The sequence below is a fragment of the Bradyrhizobium sp. F1.13.3 genome, from assembly GCF_040548265.1.
In the GTDB taxonomy this organism is placed as follows: Bacteria; Pseudomonadota; Alphaproteobacteria; order Rhizobiales; family Xanthobacteraceae; genus Bradyrhizobium.
In genome coordinates, this window is record NZ_JBEPRI010000018.1 from 1 (window position 1) to 15,119 (window position 15,119).

15 protein-coding genes are annotated in these 15,119 nt (G+C 65.0%); 8 read left to right on the forward strand and 7 right to left on the reverse strand.

The window, feature by feature from the left end; all coding sequences use genetic code 11:
- Positions 1–154: 154 nt before the first annotated feature.
- Both ABIB66_RS34625 and ABIB66_RS34630 read right to left on the reverse strand, forming a co-directional pair.
- A complete protein-coding gene (locus ABIB66_RS34625; RefSeq protein ID WP_354063486.1) occupies positions 155–370 on the reverse strand; it encodes a hypothetical protein in 216 nt (71 codons plus the stop codon).
- Positions 371–406: 36 nt separating this feature from the next.
- Complete coding sequence (locus ABIB66_RS34630) at positions 407–1,408, reverse strand: 2-dehydropantoate 2-reductase (protein ID WP_354207504.1); 1,002 nt, start codon at positions 1,406–1,408, stop codon at positions 407–409.
- Between the two features lie 157 nt (positions 1,409–1,565).
- Between ABIB66_RS34630 and ABIB66_RS34635 the strand changes: the two genes are divergently transcribed.
- Both ABIB66_RS34635 and ABIB66_RS34640 read left to right on the forward strand, forming a co-directional pair.
- Positions 1,566–2,147 (forward strand): YidB family protein, encoded by a 582-nt coding sequence (locus ABIB66_RS34635; RefSeq protein ID WP_354207502.1) that lies wholly within the window; start codon positions 1,566–1,568, stop codon positions 2,145–2,147.
- Positions 2,148–2,179: 32 nt separating this feature from the next.
- Positions 2,180–2,452: a GlsB/YeaQ/YmgE family stress response membrane protein gene (locus tag ABIB66_RS34640; protein ID WP_196236584.1), complete on the forward strand. Its 273-nt coding sequence runs from the start codon at positions 2,180–2,182 to the stop codon at positions 2,450–2,452.
- A 143-nt stretch (positions 2,453–2,595) separates the two neighbouring features.
- Here ABIB66_RS34640 and ABIB66_RS34645 read toward each other — a convergent pair whose 3' ends face one another.
- On the reverse strand, positions 2,596–3,381 hold the full coding sequence (locus ABIB66_RS34645; RefSeq protein ID WP_354207500.1) for an SDR family NAD(P)-dependent oxidoreductase: 786 nt from the start codon (positions 3,379–3,381) through the stop codon (positions 2,596–2,598).
- A 236-nt stretch (positions 3,382–3,617) separates the two neighbouring features.
- Here ABIB66_RS34645 and ABIB66_RS34650 point away from each other — a divergent pair, with 236 nt between their 5' ends.
- Genes ABIB66_RS34650 through ABIB66_RS34660 form a run of 3 tightly spaced genes read left to right on the forward strand, consistent with a single transcriptional unit; the run spans position 3,618 to position 6,694 of the window.
- Positions 3,618–4,682 (forward strand): acyl-CoA dehydrogenase family protein, encoded by a 1,065-nt coding sequence (locus tag ABIB66_RS34650; RefSeq protein WP_354207498.1) that lies wholly within the window; start codon positions 3,618–3,620, stop codon positions 4,680–4,682.
- 17 nt (positions 4,683–4,699) lie between these two features.
- Entirely contained in the window at positions 4,700–5,860 is a 1,161-nt protein-coding gene (locus tag ABIB66_RS34655; RefSeq protein WP_008133127.1) for an acyl-CoA dehydrogenase family protein, read from the forward strand.
- A gap of 15 nt (positions 5,861–5,875) precedes the next feature.
- Positions 5,876–6,694, forward strand: coding sequence for an enoyl-CoA hydratase/isomerase family protein (locus tag ABIB66_RS34660; RefSeq protein ID WP_354207496.1), 819 nt, complete (start codon positions 5,876–5,878; stop codon positions 6,692–6,694).
- A 175-nt stretch (positions 6,695–6,869) separates the two neighbouring features.
- On the opposite strand, the gene ABIB66_RS34665 is transcribed toward ABIB66_RS34660, so the two are convergent.
- From ABIB66_RS34665 to ABIB66_RS34675, 3 genes are all read right to left on the reverse strand, one after another.
- Complete coding sequence (locus tag ABIB66_RS34665; protein ID WP_354207494.1) at positions 6,870–7,622, reverse strand: VOC family protein; 753 nt, start codon at positions 7,620–7,622, stop codon at positions 6,870–6,872.
- 2 nt (positions 7,623–7,624) lie between these two features.
- Positions 7,625–8,416, reverse strand: a complete 792-nt coding sequence (locus ABIB66_RS34670) for an enoyl-CoA hydratase (protein ID WP_354207492.1) — start codon at positions 8,414–8,416, stop codon at positions 7,625–7,627.
- A 126-nt stretch (positions 8,417–8,542) separates the two neighbouring features.
- A complete protein-coding gene (locus ABIB66_RS34675) occupies positions 8,543–9,748 on the reverse strand; it encodes an ABC transporter substrate-binding protein (RefSeq protein WP_354207490.1) in 1,206 nt (401 codons plus the stop codon).
- A gap of 208 nt (positions 9,749–9,956) precedes the next feature.
- Between ABIB66_RS34675 and ABIB66_RS34680 the strand changes: the two genes are divergently transcribed.
- Both ABIB66_RS34680 and ABIB66_RS34685 read left to right on the forward strand, forming a co-directional pair.
- Positions 9,957–10,802 carry a thermonuclease family protein gene (locus tag ABIB66_RS34680; protein WP_354207925.1) on the forward strand — a complete coding sequence of 282 codons (846 nt, stop codon included), beginning with the start codon at positions 9,957–9,959 and terminating at the stop codon, positions 10,800–10,802.
- A 134-nt stretch (positions 10,803–10,936) separates the two neighbouring features.
- Entirely contained in the window at positions 10,937–12,328 is a 1,392-nt protein-coding gene (locus ABIB66_RS34685; RefSeq protein WP_354207923.1) for a M48 family metalloprotease, read from the forward strand.
- A gap of 122 nt (positions 12,329–12,450) precedes the next feature.
- On the opposite strand, the gene ABIB66_RS34690 is transcribed toward ABIB66_RS34685, so the two are convergent.
- Complete coding sequence (locus tag ABIB66_RS34690) at positions 12,451–13,776, reverse strand: MFS transporter (RefSeq protein WP_275172760.1); 1,326 nt, start codon at positions 13,774–13,776, stop codon at positions 12,451–12,453.
- A gap of 182 nt (positions 13,777–13,958) precedes the next feature.
- Between ABIB66_RS34690 and cyoA the strand changes: the two genes are divergently transcribed.
- Positions 13,959–15,119: a ubiquinol oxidase subunit II gene (gene cyoA / locus ABIB66_RS34695; protein ID WP_354063468.1), complete on the forward strand. Its 1,161-nt coding sequence runs from the start codon at positions 13,959–13,961 to the stop codon at positions 15,117–15,119.

Here is a 15,119-nt window from a genome sequence, read left to right on the forward strand (position 1 = left end):
TCCCCCCCCGCCGCCACCCACGCCGCCAACACCGGGCTGGCCTTCTTGGGGGACTCGCCGCCAGACCCCCCCCCCCCCCCCCCCCCCGGGGGGGGGGGGGGGGGGGGGGGGGGGGGGCGGCCCCCCCGGCGGAGGATGTGGCGCCGCCTGCACCTCAGTTCGGAGGCTTCTTCTTGCTGCGCTTCGGTTGAGCTACCGGCGCGGTCGCCGGGGCCGTTGTTGTCGGTGAACTGCCTAATTGCGACCTGCTCTCCTGCAATCGCCTGTCATAGCCGGGAGAGTTCATGACCGTCGGCGGCCGGGCCTCCGCGACCGAGGACGCAACGCAGAGCAAAGACAGCGCGAACCCGATCATCAGACGACGCTTCATCGTTGCTCCTCGCTTCGCCCAGCCTGAACTCATGCGTTACCCGCGAATCTGCTGCGGCGTCAGCCGCGGCGGGCCCTTGCCCGCGGCCTCAGCCTCATTGATCAGCGCAACAATGCGGCGCGACAGCGGCACGTCGACACTGTTTTGTTCGGCGAGCGCGATGATCGCGCCCTGGAGATAGTCGATCTCGGTCTTGCGCCCCTGGTTCAAATCCTGCCACATCGAGGAGCGCGCCTCGGGATCGATCTTCATGGTCCTTCCCAGGATCAGGTTGAAAATCGGATCAGGCAGTCTCAGCAAGGTCGGCGTCCAGGACGACGGGATCGGCGTCGCCGAGACCGGTGTGATGCCGGCGGCCCTCATCGCCGCCAGCCCCTCCGCCATCTGATCGGCGAACAGCCTTCGCCAGTCGCGGTTCGCCAATTGCGCGGCGAGCGGCACGTCGGACAAGGCGCTGAGCGCGTTATTCAAATTGATGATCAGCTTGCCCAATTGCACCCCGGTGATGTCGCGGCTTGCGCGCATGGTGAGCCCTGGCACCGACAGCGCTGCGGCCGTGTTCGTATCATCTTGGCCAACATGAATGTCGCCGGAGGTCGAGCGGTGGAAGCGGCCCTCACCCATCCCGACCACGTTGAAAGGCACCATGCCGGCGAGCACGCGGCGGTCGCCGAGGCGCTCGCGCAGCACCGCGACATTGCCGACGCCGTTTTGCAGCGAGACGATGACGGCGTCCTGCGGCGCATGCTGCGCGATCTGCTCCGCGACAGCGGCCGTGTCGGCGCTCTTGACCGTGACCAGCACGATGCCGGCGCTGTGGAAGATCGCGGGATCTTCCGACAGCGCGAGTTGCCCCGCGCTGAGCTTCTTCTCTGAGCCTTCGAAATCGGTCAGATGCAAGCCGAACCGCTCGATCTCGGCCTTCACCCGCGGCCGCACCAGGAGCGCGACGCGGCGGCCGGCAGCGGCCAGGGTGCCGCCGACGAAACATCCGATGGCGCCTGCGCCGGCCACCACGATCGGTCGATCCGTAACCACCTTGGCTTGCCCCCTCAACGATCTGCCCTCGATAGCAGAGGCTGTGCCTGCTGCCCATTCCCGCAGTTGCGGCGCAATCGCCTTGTAACCGTCATGACAGCCTCATATGTTTTCGAGCGGGGCTTGTTACGGCAAGAAAGCGCCAAAGGAGAACGCCATGGGTTTGCTCGACGTCCTCAACGGCATGCAGAACGGCCCGCGCGGCCCAAGCACGCCGAGTTCACAATCCTCATCCAGCGGCGGCATGTCGCCCATGACCATGGCGCTCCTTGGCCTGCTCGCCTGGAAGGCATTCAAGCATTTGAGCGGCAACCAGAGCGGCAGCGCGCCGCAGCCGTCCCCGGCACCGACGCCGACGCATCTCCCCCCGCCGGTGAATGCGGGCGCTGACGGCGGCCTCGGTGACTTGTTGAAGGGTGGCCTTGGCGGCCTGCTCGCGGGCGGCGCGGCCGGTAGCGTACTCAGCGGCGGTCTCGGCGATCTCCTCAACCAACTCCAGCAGAGCGGTCATGGCGATGCCGCCAATACCTGGGTCGGCAAGGGCGAAAACAAGGCGATCGCACCAGGCGATCTCGCCAATGCGCTCGGCGCCGACCAGATCGAGAGCTTGTCCGCCCAGAGCGGCCTGTCGCGTGACGAGCTGCTCTCGGGCCTCAGCCAGTATCTGCCGCAGGTGGTCGACCATCTGACGCCGGACGGACGGCTGCCGACCGAGCAAGAGATCGCGGGTAGAGTCTGATTTAGTTTAGTCAAAGCGAGGGAAGCACGGACATGAGCATGGGTGGCTTGTTGTGGATCATCGTCGTCGGCTTCGTCGCCGGCCTCATCGCGCGTTGGCTGGCGCCGGGACCGAACAATCCGAGCGGCTTCATCCTCACCACCATCCTCGGCATCGCCGGCGCATTTCTCGCGACCTTCATCGGCCAGGCCATCGGGCACTACAGTCCCGACCAAGGCGCGGGATTCATCATGGCCACGATCGGCGCCGTGGTGGTGCTGTTCATCTGGCACCGTCTGGTAGCGAGCGGCGTGATCAAGGGGTGACGCTTCAAAGCGTCGAAAGCGGCACACCGCCACCTCATCGTCATGCCCGGGCTTGACCCGGGCATCCACGTCTTTTGATCCGCGCGGGAACGCGTGGATGGCCGGGTCAAGCCCGGCCATGACGTGGAGAGAGTTTGGCGACCTCACGTCACCAAATGCATGCCCGCATCCATGCGCACGACCTCGCCGGTCATGTTGCTGGAGGCCGGCATCGCCAGGAAGCAGACGAGCTGCGCGATGTCTTCCGCCGATGACGCGACCTTCAGCGGCACCTTGGCCACGACGCTGTCGCGCACCTGCTTGGCGCCAGCCTCGCCGCGGCCCTTGGTGAACCAGGGGGTGTCGATATAGCCCGGACATACCGTGTTGACGCGGATCAGCGGCGCCAGCGCGCGCGACAGCGACAGCGTCATGGTGTTGAGCGCGCCCTTGCTCGCGGCGTACGCAATCGACGATCCGACACCGCTGATGCCGGCAACCGAGGAGATGTTGACCACGGCGGACGGCCGCCCAGAGGCCTTGGCGCCGGCCTCAAGCAGGCCGCGCGCCGCGCGCACCATCTGGAATGGGCCGATGGTGTTGACGCCGTAGAGGCGCTGGAAATCTTCCGCCGACAATCCGTCGAGATCGGCATGGGCGACATGCTTGGTGGTGCCGGCATTGTTGACGAGCATGTCGAGCCGGCCCCAGCCGCTGGCTGCCGCAACGATCTTGCGGCAATCGTCATCCTTCGAGACGTCGCCCTGCACGACCAGAACTTCCGGTGAGCCGGCCTTGCGGCACAGCTCCGCGGTCGCCTCGGCTTCCTTCTGGCTCGAGGAATAGTTGATGACGAGCCGCGCCCCGCTCCGTGCGAGAATTTCCGCGGTCGCAGCACCCAGGCCGGAGGCGGACCCCGTCACGATTGCGCACAAACTGTCCTTTGCCATCCGGATTTCCTTCCCCTTGATTGACTATCGACGTTCTGTTTAGCGAGTTTGCCGCGCCCTGCAAATCGAGCAAACTCCGCTAAGCGGAATTAGCTCATCGCCCATGTCCGCGCCGCAGGTTGACCTGCGATCAACGCTTGTCAGGGCCATGGCTTTTTTGGATCATCGGGCGCAAGAAGAACCCGCGTGCCCTGCCCTCCGGCCGGACGCGCCAATGGCAAAACACGGGGAACGCTGTGGCGGAGAGTGACAATATCGTCGTCGAGACCGCGGAGAAAATCTTCGCCGATCTCGCCGATCCGCAGACCGTCAACAACGACAAGAAGGATTCGTGGCAGGCGCCGCTATGGCAGGCGCTGAGCGAAGCCGGCTTGCCGTTGTCGTGGGTGCCCGACGATCTCGGCGGCTCCGGCGCGAGCCTTGCCGACGGCTTTGCGCTGCTGAACGCCGCCGGCCGTTTCGCAGTCGCGGTTCCCCTGGCCGAAACCATGCTGGCAGGCTGGCTGCTGGCGCAGGCGAAGATCGCATCCCCCGAGGGCGAGATGACGGTGCTGCCGGCATCCCCGAAGGATCGGATCACGCGCGATGCCGATGGTGCGCTCTCCGGCCGCGCCCGCGGCGTGCCCTTCGCGAAGGCGGCAAAGCACTTCGCGGTGCTGGCCCACGGCAAGGACGGCGCCTCGATCGCGCTGGTCGATGCGAGCAAGGGTCGGATCGAGACCGGACTCAATGTCGGCTACGACCACAGCGACACCGTCACGCTCGACAAGGTGCAGCCCGTCACCATCAAGCCCGCCCCGAGTGGCTTTGACCAGACCACAATGATGCTGATGGGCGGCGTCGCGCGCAGCCTTCAGATCGCGGGCGCGCTGGAATCGATGCTCAACATCTCCGTGCGCTATTCCAACGAGCGCGTCGCCTTCGAGAAGAAGATCTCCAAATTCCAGGCCGTGCAGCACAACCTCGCCCGCCTCGCCGGCGAGTCGGCTGCTGCGCTTGCCGCGGCGACCTCTGCGGCCGATGCCATCGCCAACGCAAAGTCGTTCAATGACGAGGTCTATCTCGAAGCTGCCTCCGCAAAGATCCGCTGCGCGGAAGCCGCGGAAAAGGGCGGCGCCATCGCGCACCAGGTCCATGGCGCGATCGGCTTCACCCTGGAGCACATCCTGCACCGCTATTCGCTGCGGGCGCTGGCCTGGCGCGACGATTTCGGTTCGGAAAGCCACTGGGCCGTCGAGCTCGGCAAGCTGGTTGCAAACCGCGGCGCCGACGAATTGTGGCCGCTCGTGGCTTCGCGCTGATCAGGGACGAGACAACAATGACCGCTGCCCTCCGTTTCGATCCGATCCGCCTGCCCGAGAAATGCGAGCAATTGCGCAAGGAAGTGCGCGCGTTCCTCGCGGAAGAGATCGCCGCCGGCACCTTCGATCCGCACAAGCCCAACCGCGAAGACACCGACGCGCCGGAATTTTCCCGCCGGGTCGGCGCCAAGGGTTGGCTGGGCATGACATGGCCGAAGAAATATGGCGGCCAGGAGCGCTCGTTCCTCGAACGTTACGTGGTGACGGAGGAGATGCGCGTCGCCAACGCGCCGACTCGGCGGTTCTTCGTCGCCGACCGCCAGAGCGGGCCGGTGCTGATTAAATACGCGCCTGAGCACATCAAGATGGACATCCTGCCGCGCATTTGCCGCGGCGAGATTTGCTTCGCGATCGGCATGAGCGAGCCGAACTCCGGCTCGGACCTGTTCGCCGCGAAGACCCGCGCGACCAAGACCGACGGCGGCTATCTCATCAACGGCACCAAGATCTGGACCTCGTCGGCGCATATCGCCGACTACATGATCGCGATCTTCCGGACGTCGCAGCCGACCAAGGAAAACCGGCGTCACGGCCTGACCCAGTTCCTGGTCAAGATGAAGCAGCCGGGCATCCAGGTGAACCCGATCGGACAGATCACCGGGCAGTACGAGTTCAACGAGGTCGTCTTCACCGATTTCTTCGTGCCTGACGATCATGTGCTCGGCGAAGTCGACGGCGCCTGGAAGCAGGCGACCAGCGAGCTCGCTTATGAACGTTCGGGACCCGAGCGCTTTCTGGAGACCTATTACGTGCTGACCGAGCTGGTTCGCGCCGTTGGCCCCAATCCAGACACCCGCAGTGCCGAAGGGATCGGCCGGCTGGTGGCGCAGCTCCACACCATGCGGCGCATGTCGGTCTCGGTCGCGGGCATGCTGCAGGCTGGCAAGGAGCCGGTCGTCGAAGCCTCCATCGTCAAGGACATCGGCACGGTGTGGGAGCAGCAGCTTCCGCACCGCGTGCGCGATCTCGCCGCCTTCGTCGAGGAGACCGCGACCAATCGCGAGACGCTGGAGCGGCAGCTCGACTTCGCCATCAAGACCGCGCCGAAACTCACCATCCAGGGCGGCACCACCGAGGTGCTGCGCGGCATCATCGCCCGCGGGCTTGGCTTGCGCTAATCATTCGAGGACATCATGAGCACTTACAAAGATATCGGCGTCGAAAAAGTTGGTCACGTCGGCACCATCGAGATCCGCCGCCCGCCGCTCAACTTCTTCGACATTTCGCTGATCAACCAGATCGCGGACGCGCTCGACGAGTTCGATCGCAACATCGAGATTCGCGCCTCGGTGCTGTCGGCGCAGGGCAAGGCGTTTTGCGCCGGCGCCAATTTCCAGGACCCGGCACGGCAGGCGCAAGAGGCGCGCGAAGCCGATAAGACGGCCAAGGGCGACCCCGCCGACAGCCTCGGCGCGATCAATCACCTCTACATCCAGGCCGTGCGCATCTTCCGCGCCAAGAAGCCGATCGTCGCCGCCGTTCAGGGCGCTGCCATCGGCGGCGGATTGGGTCTCGCGGTCTCGGCGGACTTCCGGGTCACCTGCCCCGAAGCGCGCTTCTCCGCGAATTTTACCAAGCTCGGCTTCCATCCCGGCTTCGGCCTGACCGTGACCCTGCCCGAGCTGATCGGCAAGAACAACGCCGAGCTGATGTTCTACACCAGCCGCCGCGTCACCGGCGAAGAGGCCTTTAAATGGGGCCTCGCCAACGAACTCGTGCCGCAGGACCAGGTCAAGGCGGCCGCACTGAAGCTCGCCGGCGAGATCGCCGAATGCTCGCCGCTCGGCCTCGTCTCCACCCGCGCCACGATGCGTGCTGGCCTCGCCGATCGCGTGATGGCGGCAACCAATCACGAGCTCGAGGAGCAGACCCGGCTGCGCGCGACGGAAGATTTCAAGGAAGGCGTGAAGGCCACGGAAGAACGGCGGGTGGCGAATTTCAGGGGGCGGTAGCTTTCAAATTTGGCCGGAGGGAGATGTTTGGCGAAGACTCTTAGTCGTTCTTCGGTATGAACACTGTGCTCCCTCGATAGATCACGCGGTATGGGTCCCGGCCCCCGTGCGCAATTGCGCACTAGGCCGGGACGACGGCGTTGATTGTGACTACTACTTCCGCCCCACCAAGCGATCAAGCAACAAGCCGGAACGTCACCCCGCCCAGCAGGAACTCATCGCCCGCGACCGGAAGACCCTTTGCCCTGGCGGCATGCAACACGCGCGCCGTATCCGCCACCCGAAACTCCAGCGCGCCCATGATTTCGCTGGCGCCCTTCACGAAACGGAAGGTCGCGTTGGGCAGCGCCAGTTCGGCATCGCCACTCGGCGCAACGCCGATGAGCTTGCCCCAATGCTCGGCCAGCCCTTTCGGGTCCGGGCTCTGCATTTCCACGCTCGTCAACGCCTGCGTCACGTCCTTGCGGATGAATTTCTGCCAGTCCGGCCCCGCCGGCGGATAAGGCCCTAAAATGTCGTCGCTGCCTTCGGTGTGGTTGAACTCGATGAAGGCGGCGCGGCAGTCGCGGGGATGGAGCTGCACGCCGTGATAGGGCGCGTGGTCGATGACGTTGGCGGTGCGCACGCCGAGCGCGTTGGCATTGCGACCGCGCTCGTCGGGATCGTTGCAGCAGAAGATCGCCATGTAGCCGCCGCGCCCGCCGCTCTTCTCGATGAAGCGGCCGGCGGTGGTGCCGTCCTTGAACGGCGCGACCACCTCCAGCAGGATGGTGTCGACCGGCAGCAGCGCGTTCTCAAGGCCGTATTTCGCGACGTTGCCGTCGCGGTAGCAGACAGCGAGGCCCATGATATCGGCGATGTCAGTGATCACGGGCGCGAGCTGCGGCGCGACCAGGCAGATCTGCCGCAGACGCATATAGGGCGCCATCGTCATGTGCCCTTGAAGGTCGGCTTGCGCTTCTCGACGAACGCCTTTGCCGCCTCCTTGTGGTCCTCGGTATCGCTGCAGCGAGTGTGGTGGATCGCCTCGCCGTCGAAGCAATCTTCCAGCGCGAGATGCTCGGCATTGTTGATGTTGCGCTTGATGAAGCCGAGCGCGATCGACGGGCCCTGCGCCAGCGACAGCGCGAGCCCGTGCGCGGCCGTGTCGATCTCGGCGTCGGGGACGACCTTCGTCACCATGCCGATCGCATGCGCTTCCTTCGCGGAAAGCACCGGCGAGGTCAGATAGAGCTCGCGCGCCCGCGCGCTACCGAGGAGTTGTGTGAGAAAATAGGTGCCGCCGTAATCGCCGGAGAAGCCGACTTTTGCGAAGGCGGTGGTGATCTTGCAGGATTCGGAGGCGACGCGGAGGTCACACGACAGCGCCATCGACAGACCCGCGCCGGCGGCCGCGCCGTCGAGCTGTGCCACCACAGGCTTTGGCATCTGGTGCAGGATGCGCGACACCTCCATGCCGCGGCGCAGGTTCGCCATCTTCACTTCGAACGGCAGCGGCGCCCGGCCCTCGGCCATCGACTTGACGTCGCCGCCGACGCAGAAGCTGCCACCCGCGCCCTTGAACAAGACCGCGCGCACCTCCGGATCATCCGCCGCGCGCCGCGCCGCCACGACCAGCCCGGCGACCATGTCCGGATTGAGCGCGTTCTTCCGCTCGGGCCGGTTCATGGTGATGGTGAGCAGCCCGCCTTCGAGCTTTTGCAGGACCATGTCGTTACTCATGGGGCGTCTCCCTTGTTGTTGTTTTGTATCTCCGTCGTTCCGGGGCTCGCGAAGCGAGAACCCGGAACCTCGAGATCCCGGGTTCGCTTCGCGCCCCGGGATGACGTCGTGACTGACGTTACGCCGTCACTTCTTCACCAGCGGACAGCGCGACTGCTCCAGCGACTGGAACGCCTCGCTGCCGGGCACAGTGGCGAGCAGCTTGTAGTCGTCCCAGCGGCCCTTGGATTCCGACGGCTTCTTGACCTCGAACAGGTACATGTCGTGCAGCATGCGGCCGTCCTCGCGGATCTTGCCGTTCTTGGCGAAGAAGTCGTTGATCGGCGTCTCCTTCATCACTTTCATCACCGTCGCAGCGTCGGTCGTGCCGGCCGCCTTCACCGCTTTCAGGTAGTGAGTCACGGAAGAATAGACGCCCGCTTGCGCCGAGGTCGGCGGCCGCTTCATGCGCTCCTGGAAGCGCTTCGAGAACGCGCGGGTGTCGTCGTTGAGATCCCAGTAGAAGGCCTCCGCAAGCAGCAGGCCCTGCGCGGTCTCGAGCCCGATCGAGTCGATGTCGGTCACGAAGGCGAGGAGCGGCGAGACCTTCTGGCCGCCCTTGGTGATGCCGAACTCGGCCGCCTGCTTGATGGCGTTGACGGTGTCGCCGCCGGCGTTCGCGAGCCCGATCACCTTTGCTTTCGAGGCCTGGGCCTGGAGCAGGAACGACGAGAAATCCGACGTGTTGAGCGGATGGCGCACGCTGCCGAGCACCTTGCCGCCAGTCTTGGTCACGACGGCGCTGGTGTCCTTCTCCAGATCCTGGCCGAAGGCGTAGTCAGCGGTGAGGAAGTACCAGGTGTCGAGGCCCGACTTCACGGCCGCAAGGCCGGTCACGTTGGCCTGGCCGTAGGTGTCGAACACGTAGTGAATGGTATAGGGACCGCAGGCCTCGTTGGTGAGACGGATCGAGCCCGGGCCGTTGAACATGATGATCTTGTTGCGCGCTTTCGCGATCTCTCCGGCGGCGAGCGCGGTCGCGGAGGCCGCGACGTCGTAGATCATCTCGACGCCCTGATTGTCGAGCATGTCGCGGGCGATGTTGGCGGAGAGATCGGCCTTGTTCTGATGGTCGGCAGCCAGCACCTGGATCTTGCGGCCGAGCACCTCACCGCCAAAGTCCTCCACGGCCATCTTGGCCGCGGTCTCGCTGCCGGGGCCGGTGATGTCGGCATACAGGCTCGACATGTCGAGGATGCCGCCGATCTTCAGTGGCGGTTTATCCTGGGCCTGCGCGGCGCTTGCACTCAGCGCCAACGCAGCAGCAAAAACGCCCGACAAAACATGCTTCATCGAAAAAGACCTCCCTTATCGCGCCGTACTCTGATGGCGGCTTGGTTGTTGCTCTTGGTTAAAGCTGTTGCCGCAATCATGCCGCATGCACAAGAGCGCATCAAGCGAAGCTGCGCTACGAGAACAGGATTGGCGCGCATGTTTTCCGCAAAGCGGAATGGCGAAGTACAGACAACTGCTTCCACCTCGTTGCTTCGCTGCGCTCGCAATGACGGAGCCTGACGAAGCCTCTTCGCGACACGCCACGCTTGAGTTAAGACTGGCACGCAACGCAACCTCACCGGGCAACGTGACGCAACGGCTTCGCCTGATCGCAATCCTTCTCGTCGCGAGTCAGAGCGCATTCGCGAGCCCGTGCCAGTTCGAGTCCCAAGGCGAAGGCCGCGTCACCGCGATCGATGCGCGCAGTCTGCGGCTCGATGACGGCCGGGAAATCCGCCTGACCGGCATCGAGCCGACCGCGACCACGAGGCAGGCGCTGACCGCGCTGCTGGTCGGGCGCGACGTGATCCTGCGCAGTGCCGACGACACGCCCGACCGCTATGGCCGCCAGGGCGCGCTGGTCTTTGTCGGCGAGAGCGATATCTCTGTGCAGGCGACGCTCCTCGCCCGGGGCGACGCCATCGTCTCCGCCGAGATCGCCGATAAGGACTGCGCGGCCGTCTTGATGGCATCGGAGGCCGAGGCGAGGCGCCAAAAAAAGGGCAATTGGGCTGACCCATCGGCCATAAAAAACGCGGAAAGTTCGGACGATATTTTGGCGGGGATCGGGCGTTTTGTGGTGGTCGAAGGCAAAGTTCTGTCGGTCCGGCAAGCTGGGGCAATGACCTACCTCAACTTCGGACGAAACTGGACACGCGGCTTCGCCGTGACTATTTCAAAGCGCATGGTACCCGCGTTCGAAAGTGCCGGGATTGCTCTTAAGTCTCTGGAAAATAAACGTATTCGTGTCCGGGGCTGGGCTGAGGGGAATACGGGGCCGCGTATCGATGTACGCCTCGTGGGACAAATCGAGTTGCTGGGCGCAAACGAGCCGACAGGGGTAAGGCCCTAAAAGGGGCCAGGCACGGGTTAAGCGACGTGAATGGGGTGCTAGGACGGCACGGACAAGGTGAACGCCGCCGCCTGCGGGCAGCGCCGGCTGCGCTATGCCTCGTGCTCGGTTCAGCCCTTGCCGGTTGCGGCGATATGGGCCGCTTCCAGACCGCGGCGGCGCCGCCGACCGTCGCGATGCCCAAGCCGAAGCCGGCCGTCGCGCAGACCCCCGCAACCGAGAAGGAGCACGAGCGCATCCTGGCGAGCTATGGCGGCACCTATGACGACCCAAGGCTCGAATCGCTCGTCAGCAAGACCGTCGACCGGCTGGTCGCGGCGTCCGACCGCCCCGACCAGGGTTACAGGGTCACGATCCTCAATTCCGGCGCGGTGAACGCGTTCGCGCTGCCAAACGGCCAGCTCTATGTCACGCGCGGTCTGCTTGCGCTCGCGAGCGACACGTCGGAATTGTCCTCCGTGCTCAGCCACGAGATGGCGCATGTGCTGTCCAAGCACGCCGCGATGCGCGAGGACCAGGCCCGCCAGGCCGCGATCGTCACCCGCGTCGTCACCGACATGAGCAACGATCCCGATCTCACCGCGCTCGCGCTCGCCAAGACCAAGCTCACCATGGCGAGCTTTTCGCGCAATCAGGAGTTCGAGGCCGACGGTGTCGGCGTCGGGATTTCCGCCAAGGCCCGTTTCGACCCTTATGGTGCCGCACGCTTTCTCTCGGCGATGGAGCGCAATGCCGAGCTGAAGGTCGGCAAGACCTCGCTCGATCCGCGCGCCCAGGATTTCACCTCGTCGCATCCGGCAACGCCCGAGCGCGTGCAGAACGCGCAGACCATCGCGCGGCAATACGCAGCGCCAGAGGGCGGCGAGCGCGACCGCGAGACCTATCTCGCCGCGATCGACAACCTCGTCTACGGCGAAGATCCCAGCGAAGGTTTTGTCCGCGGCCGGCGCTTCCTGCATCCGAAGCTCGGCTTCACCTTCCAGGCGCCGGACAATTTTACGCTCGACAATACCGCGCAAGCCGTGATCGGCGTGCGCGACGGCGGCTCGCAGGCGATGCGTTTCGACGTCGTGCGGGTGCCGGCCGAACAGTCGCTCGGCGATTACCTGAATTCCGGCTGGATGGAGGGTGTCGAGAAGGCCTCCACCGAGGACATCACCATCAACGGTTTTCCGGCTGCGTCCGCCACCGCCAAGGGCGATCAGTGGCAGTTCAAGGTCTATGCCCTGCGCTTCGGCAGCGACGTCTACCGCTTCATCTTCGCGGCACGGCAGAAGTCGACCGAGAGCGAGCGCAATGCGCGCGAGACCGTCGGTTCATTCCGCCGCCTGACGCTCGAGGAAATCCAGGCCGCGCGCCCGCTGCGCATCAAGGTCATCACCGTGCAGCCCGGCGACACCGTGGAATCGCTCTCCCACCGCATGGCGGGCGTCGATCACCCGGCCGAGCGTTTTCGCGTCCTCAACGGCCTCGATCGCAACGCGCAGGTGAAGGTGCGCGATCGCGTGAAGGTCGTGGCGGATTGACGTACGCTAAACTGCCGTAGGGTGGGCAAAGCGAAGCGTGCCCACCATTCCCGATCAGGATTGTTGAAAGATGGTGGGCACGGCGCTTACGCGCGTTTGCCCACCCTACAAGCTCCGCCCGATCAGCGCCCCGCGTCCATATCGCCGGCCTCGCGCTGGCCGCTGAGCCAGAGCGCGAGCAAGGTCCAGAACGCGCCCGACAGCAGGTACGCACCCGAGGCGATGACGCCGAGATTGGTCGCAAGCAACAGGGCGACGAGCGGCGCAAAGCCGGCGCCGAACAGCCAGGCCATGTCGGAGGTCAGCGCCGAGGCCGTGTAGCGATACGTCTGCTTGAAGTTCGAGGCGATCGCACCCGACGACTGGCCAAACGACAGACCGAGCAGGATAAACCCGATCACCATGTAGATGGTCTCGCCGAACGCGCCGGCATCGAGCAGCTGCGGGGCAAAGCCGCTGTAGATCGCGATCGCGATCGCCGATCCCATCAGCAGCGACTTGCGGCCGACGCGATCGGCGATGACGCCGGAGAGCACGATCGCGCCGACGCCGAACACGGCGGCGACGATCTCGATGATCAGGAAGCGCACCGGGCTTTCGCGGGTGAACAGGAACACCCAGGACAGCGGAAACACCGTGACCATGTGGAACAGAGCGAAGCTTGCCAGCGGCGCAAACGCACCGAGCATGATGTTCTGGCCTTCGCGCGCCACGGTCTCGGAGATGCGCGAGGGCTGCAATTCGCGGGTCTCGAACAGCGAGGCATATTCTTCCGTCGTCACCATGCGCAGCCGCGCGAACAGCGCCACGACGTTGATGGCAAAGGCGACGAAGAACGGATAGCGCCAGCCCCAATCGAAGAAATCGTCGGCCGAGAGATTCCCGGCGAAATAGGCGAACAGCCCGCTCGCCACGATCAGACCGAGCGGCGCGCCAAGCTGCGGCACCATCGCGTACCAGCCGCGCTTCGAAGGCGGCGCGTTCAGCGCCAGCAGCGAGGCCATGCCGTCCCAGGCGCCGCCCCAGGCCAGACCCTGTGCGATGCGCGCCAGCGCCAGCAGCCAGATCGCGGCAACGCCGATCTCGTGATAGCCGGGCAGGAACGCGATCGCGACGGTGGCGGTGCCGAGCAGGAACAGCGCCGAGATCAGCTTGGCCGTCTTGCCGTATTCGCGGTCGACCGTCATGAAAATGACGGTGCCGATCGGCCGCGCCATGAAGGCCAGCGCGAAGATCATGAAGGAATAGAGGGTGCCGGTCAGTTCGCTCGTGAACGGAAATACCAGGCGCGGGAAGACGATCACCGAGGCGATCGCGAAGACGAAGAAGTCGAAGAATTCCGAGGTGCGGCCGATGATGACGCCGATAGCGATCTCGCCGGGACTGGCCTGGTCGTGGCCGTGCTCGCCCGAGTGGTCTGCCATTGCGGGGGTCTGTGCCATCGCCATTCGTGCGCCCTTAACGTCCTGAAAACCAAAGCCGACCGCCCGGCAAGGCGCCAGGCAATCCAAGCCTGGATGGCGCAACATCCCGCACTGCAACATTGGACAAATTGTCCAATGTCCCGATTGCTGCGCCGCAGCTACCCCTTGGGTCCGCAAAGGAAACTCATTCTCATAAGGCTCGGCCCGTGTCCCGTTTCAAGATTCTGGCGCTGCTACCCCTGGCGGTTGCGCTCAGCGGCTGCAACTACGTCGTGCTGGCGCCGGCCGGCGATATCGCGGCGCAACAGCGCGACCTCGTCATCATTTCCACCGTCCTGATGCTCTTGATTGTCGTGCCCGTGATGGCGCTGACGGTGCTGTTCGCCTGGCGCTACCGCCAGTCCAACACCGACGCCCGGTACGAGCCGGAATGGGACCACTCGACCAGCCTCGAGCTGGTGATCTGGTCGGCGCCGCTTCTGATTATCGTTTGCCTGGGCGCGCTGACCTGGATGGGTACGCATCTGCTGGACCCCTATCGCACGCTCGGCCGCATCCATGCCGACCGCGCCGTGGACCAGTCAAAGGCCCCGCTCGAGGTCGACGTCGTCGCGCTCGACTGGAAGTGGCTCTTTATCTATCCGGACTACGGCATCGCCACCGTCAACGATCTGGCAGCTCCGGTCGATCGTCCCATCAACTTCCGCATCACAGCGTCCTCGGTGATGAATTCGTTCTACATCCCCGCGCTGGCCGGCCAGATCTACGCGATGCCGGGCATGGAGACCAAGCTCCACGCCGTCGTGAACCACGCCGGCACCTACCGGGGCTTTTCGGCGAACTACAGCGGCGCCGGCTTCTCCGGCATGCACTTCAACTTCCAGGGTCTCGACGACAAGGGCTTTGACGCCTGGATCGCCAGCGCCAAGTCCGGCGGCGGTTCGCTCGGCCGCGCCGAATATCTCCAGCTCGAAAAGCCCAGCCAGAACGAGCCGGTGCGGCGCTACGGCACGATCGATTCCGATCTCTACCGCCTGATCCTCAACATGTGCGTCGAGACCGGCAAGATGTGCCAGAGCGAGATGATGGCGATCGACGCCAAGGGGGGCCTCGGCCATGAGGGCCTGAACAACACGCTGCCGCTGGCCTACGACAAGTACGCCCGCCGCGGCACGGCGCTTGGGCCGGAGCCGACCTTCGTCGCCGGCACCTGCACGCCCGAGGCGCCGCAGGGCAGGACCACCGCCTCCATCACGGCACCTGTCGACACCGCGCCGCTGCTCGGCGCCGGCCTGAAGCGGCCGACTTTCACGCCGCTGAAGTCCTCGTCCTTCTTCCTCGGACAACGTCCGAAGTCAGATTCGTAA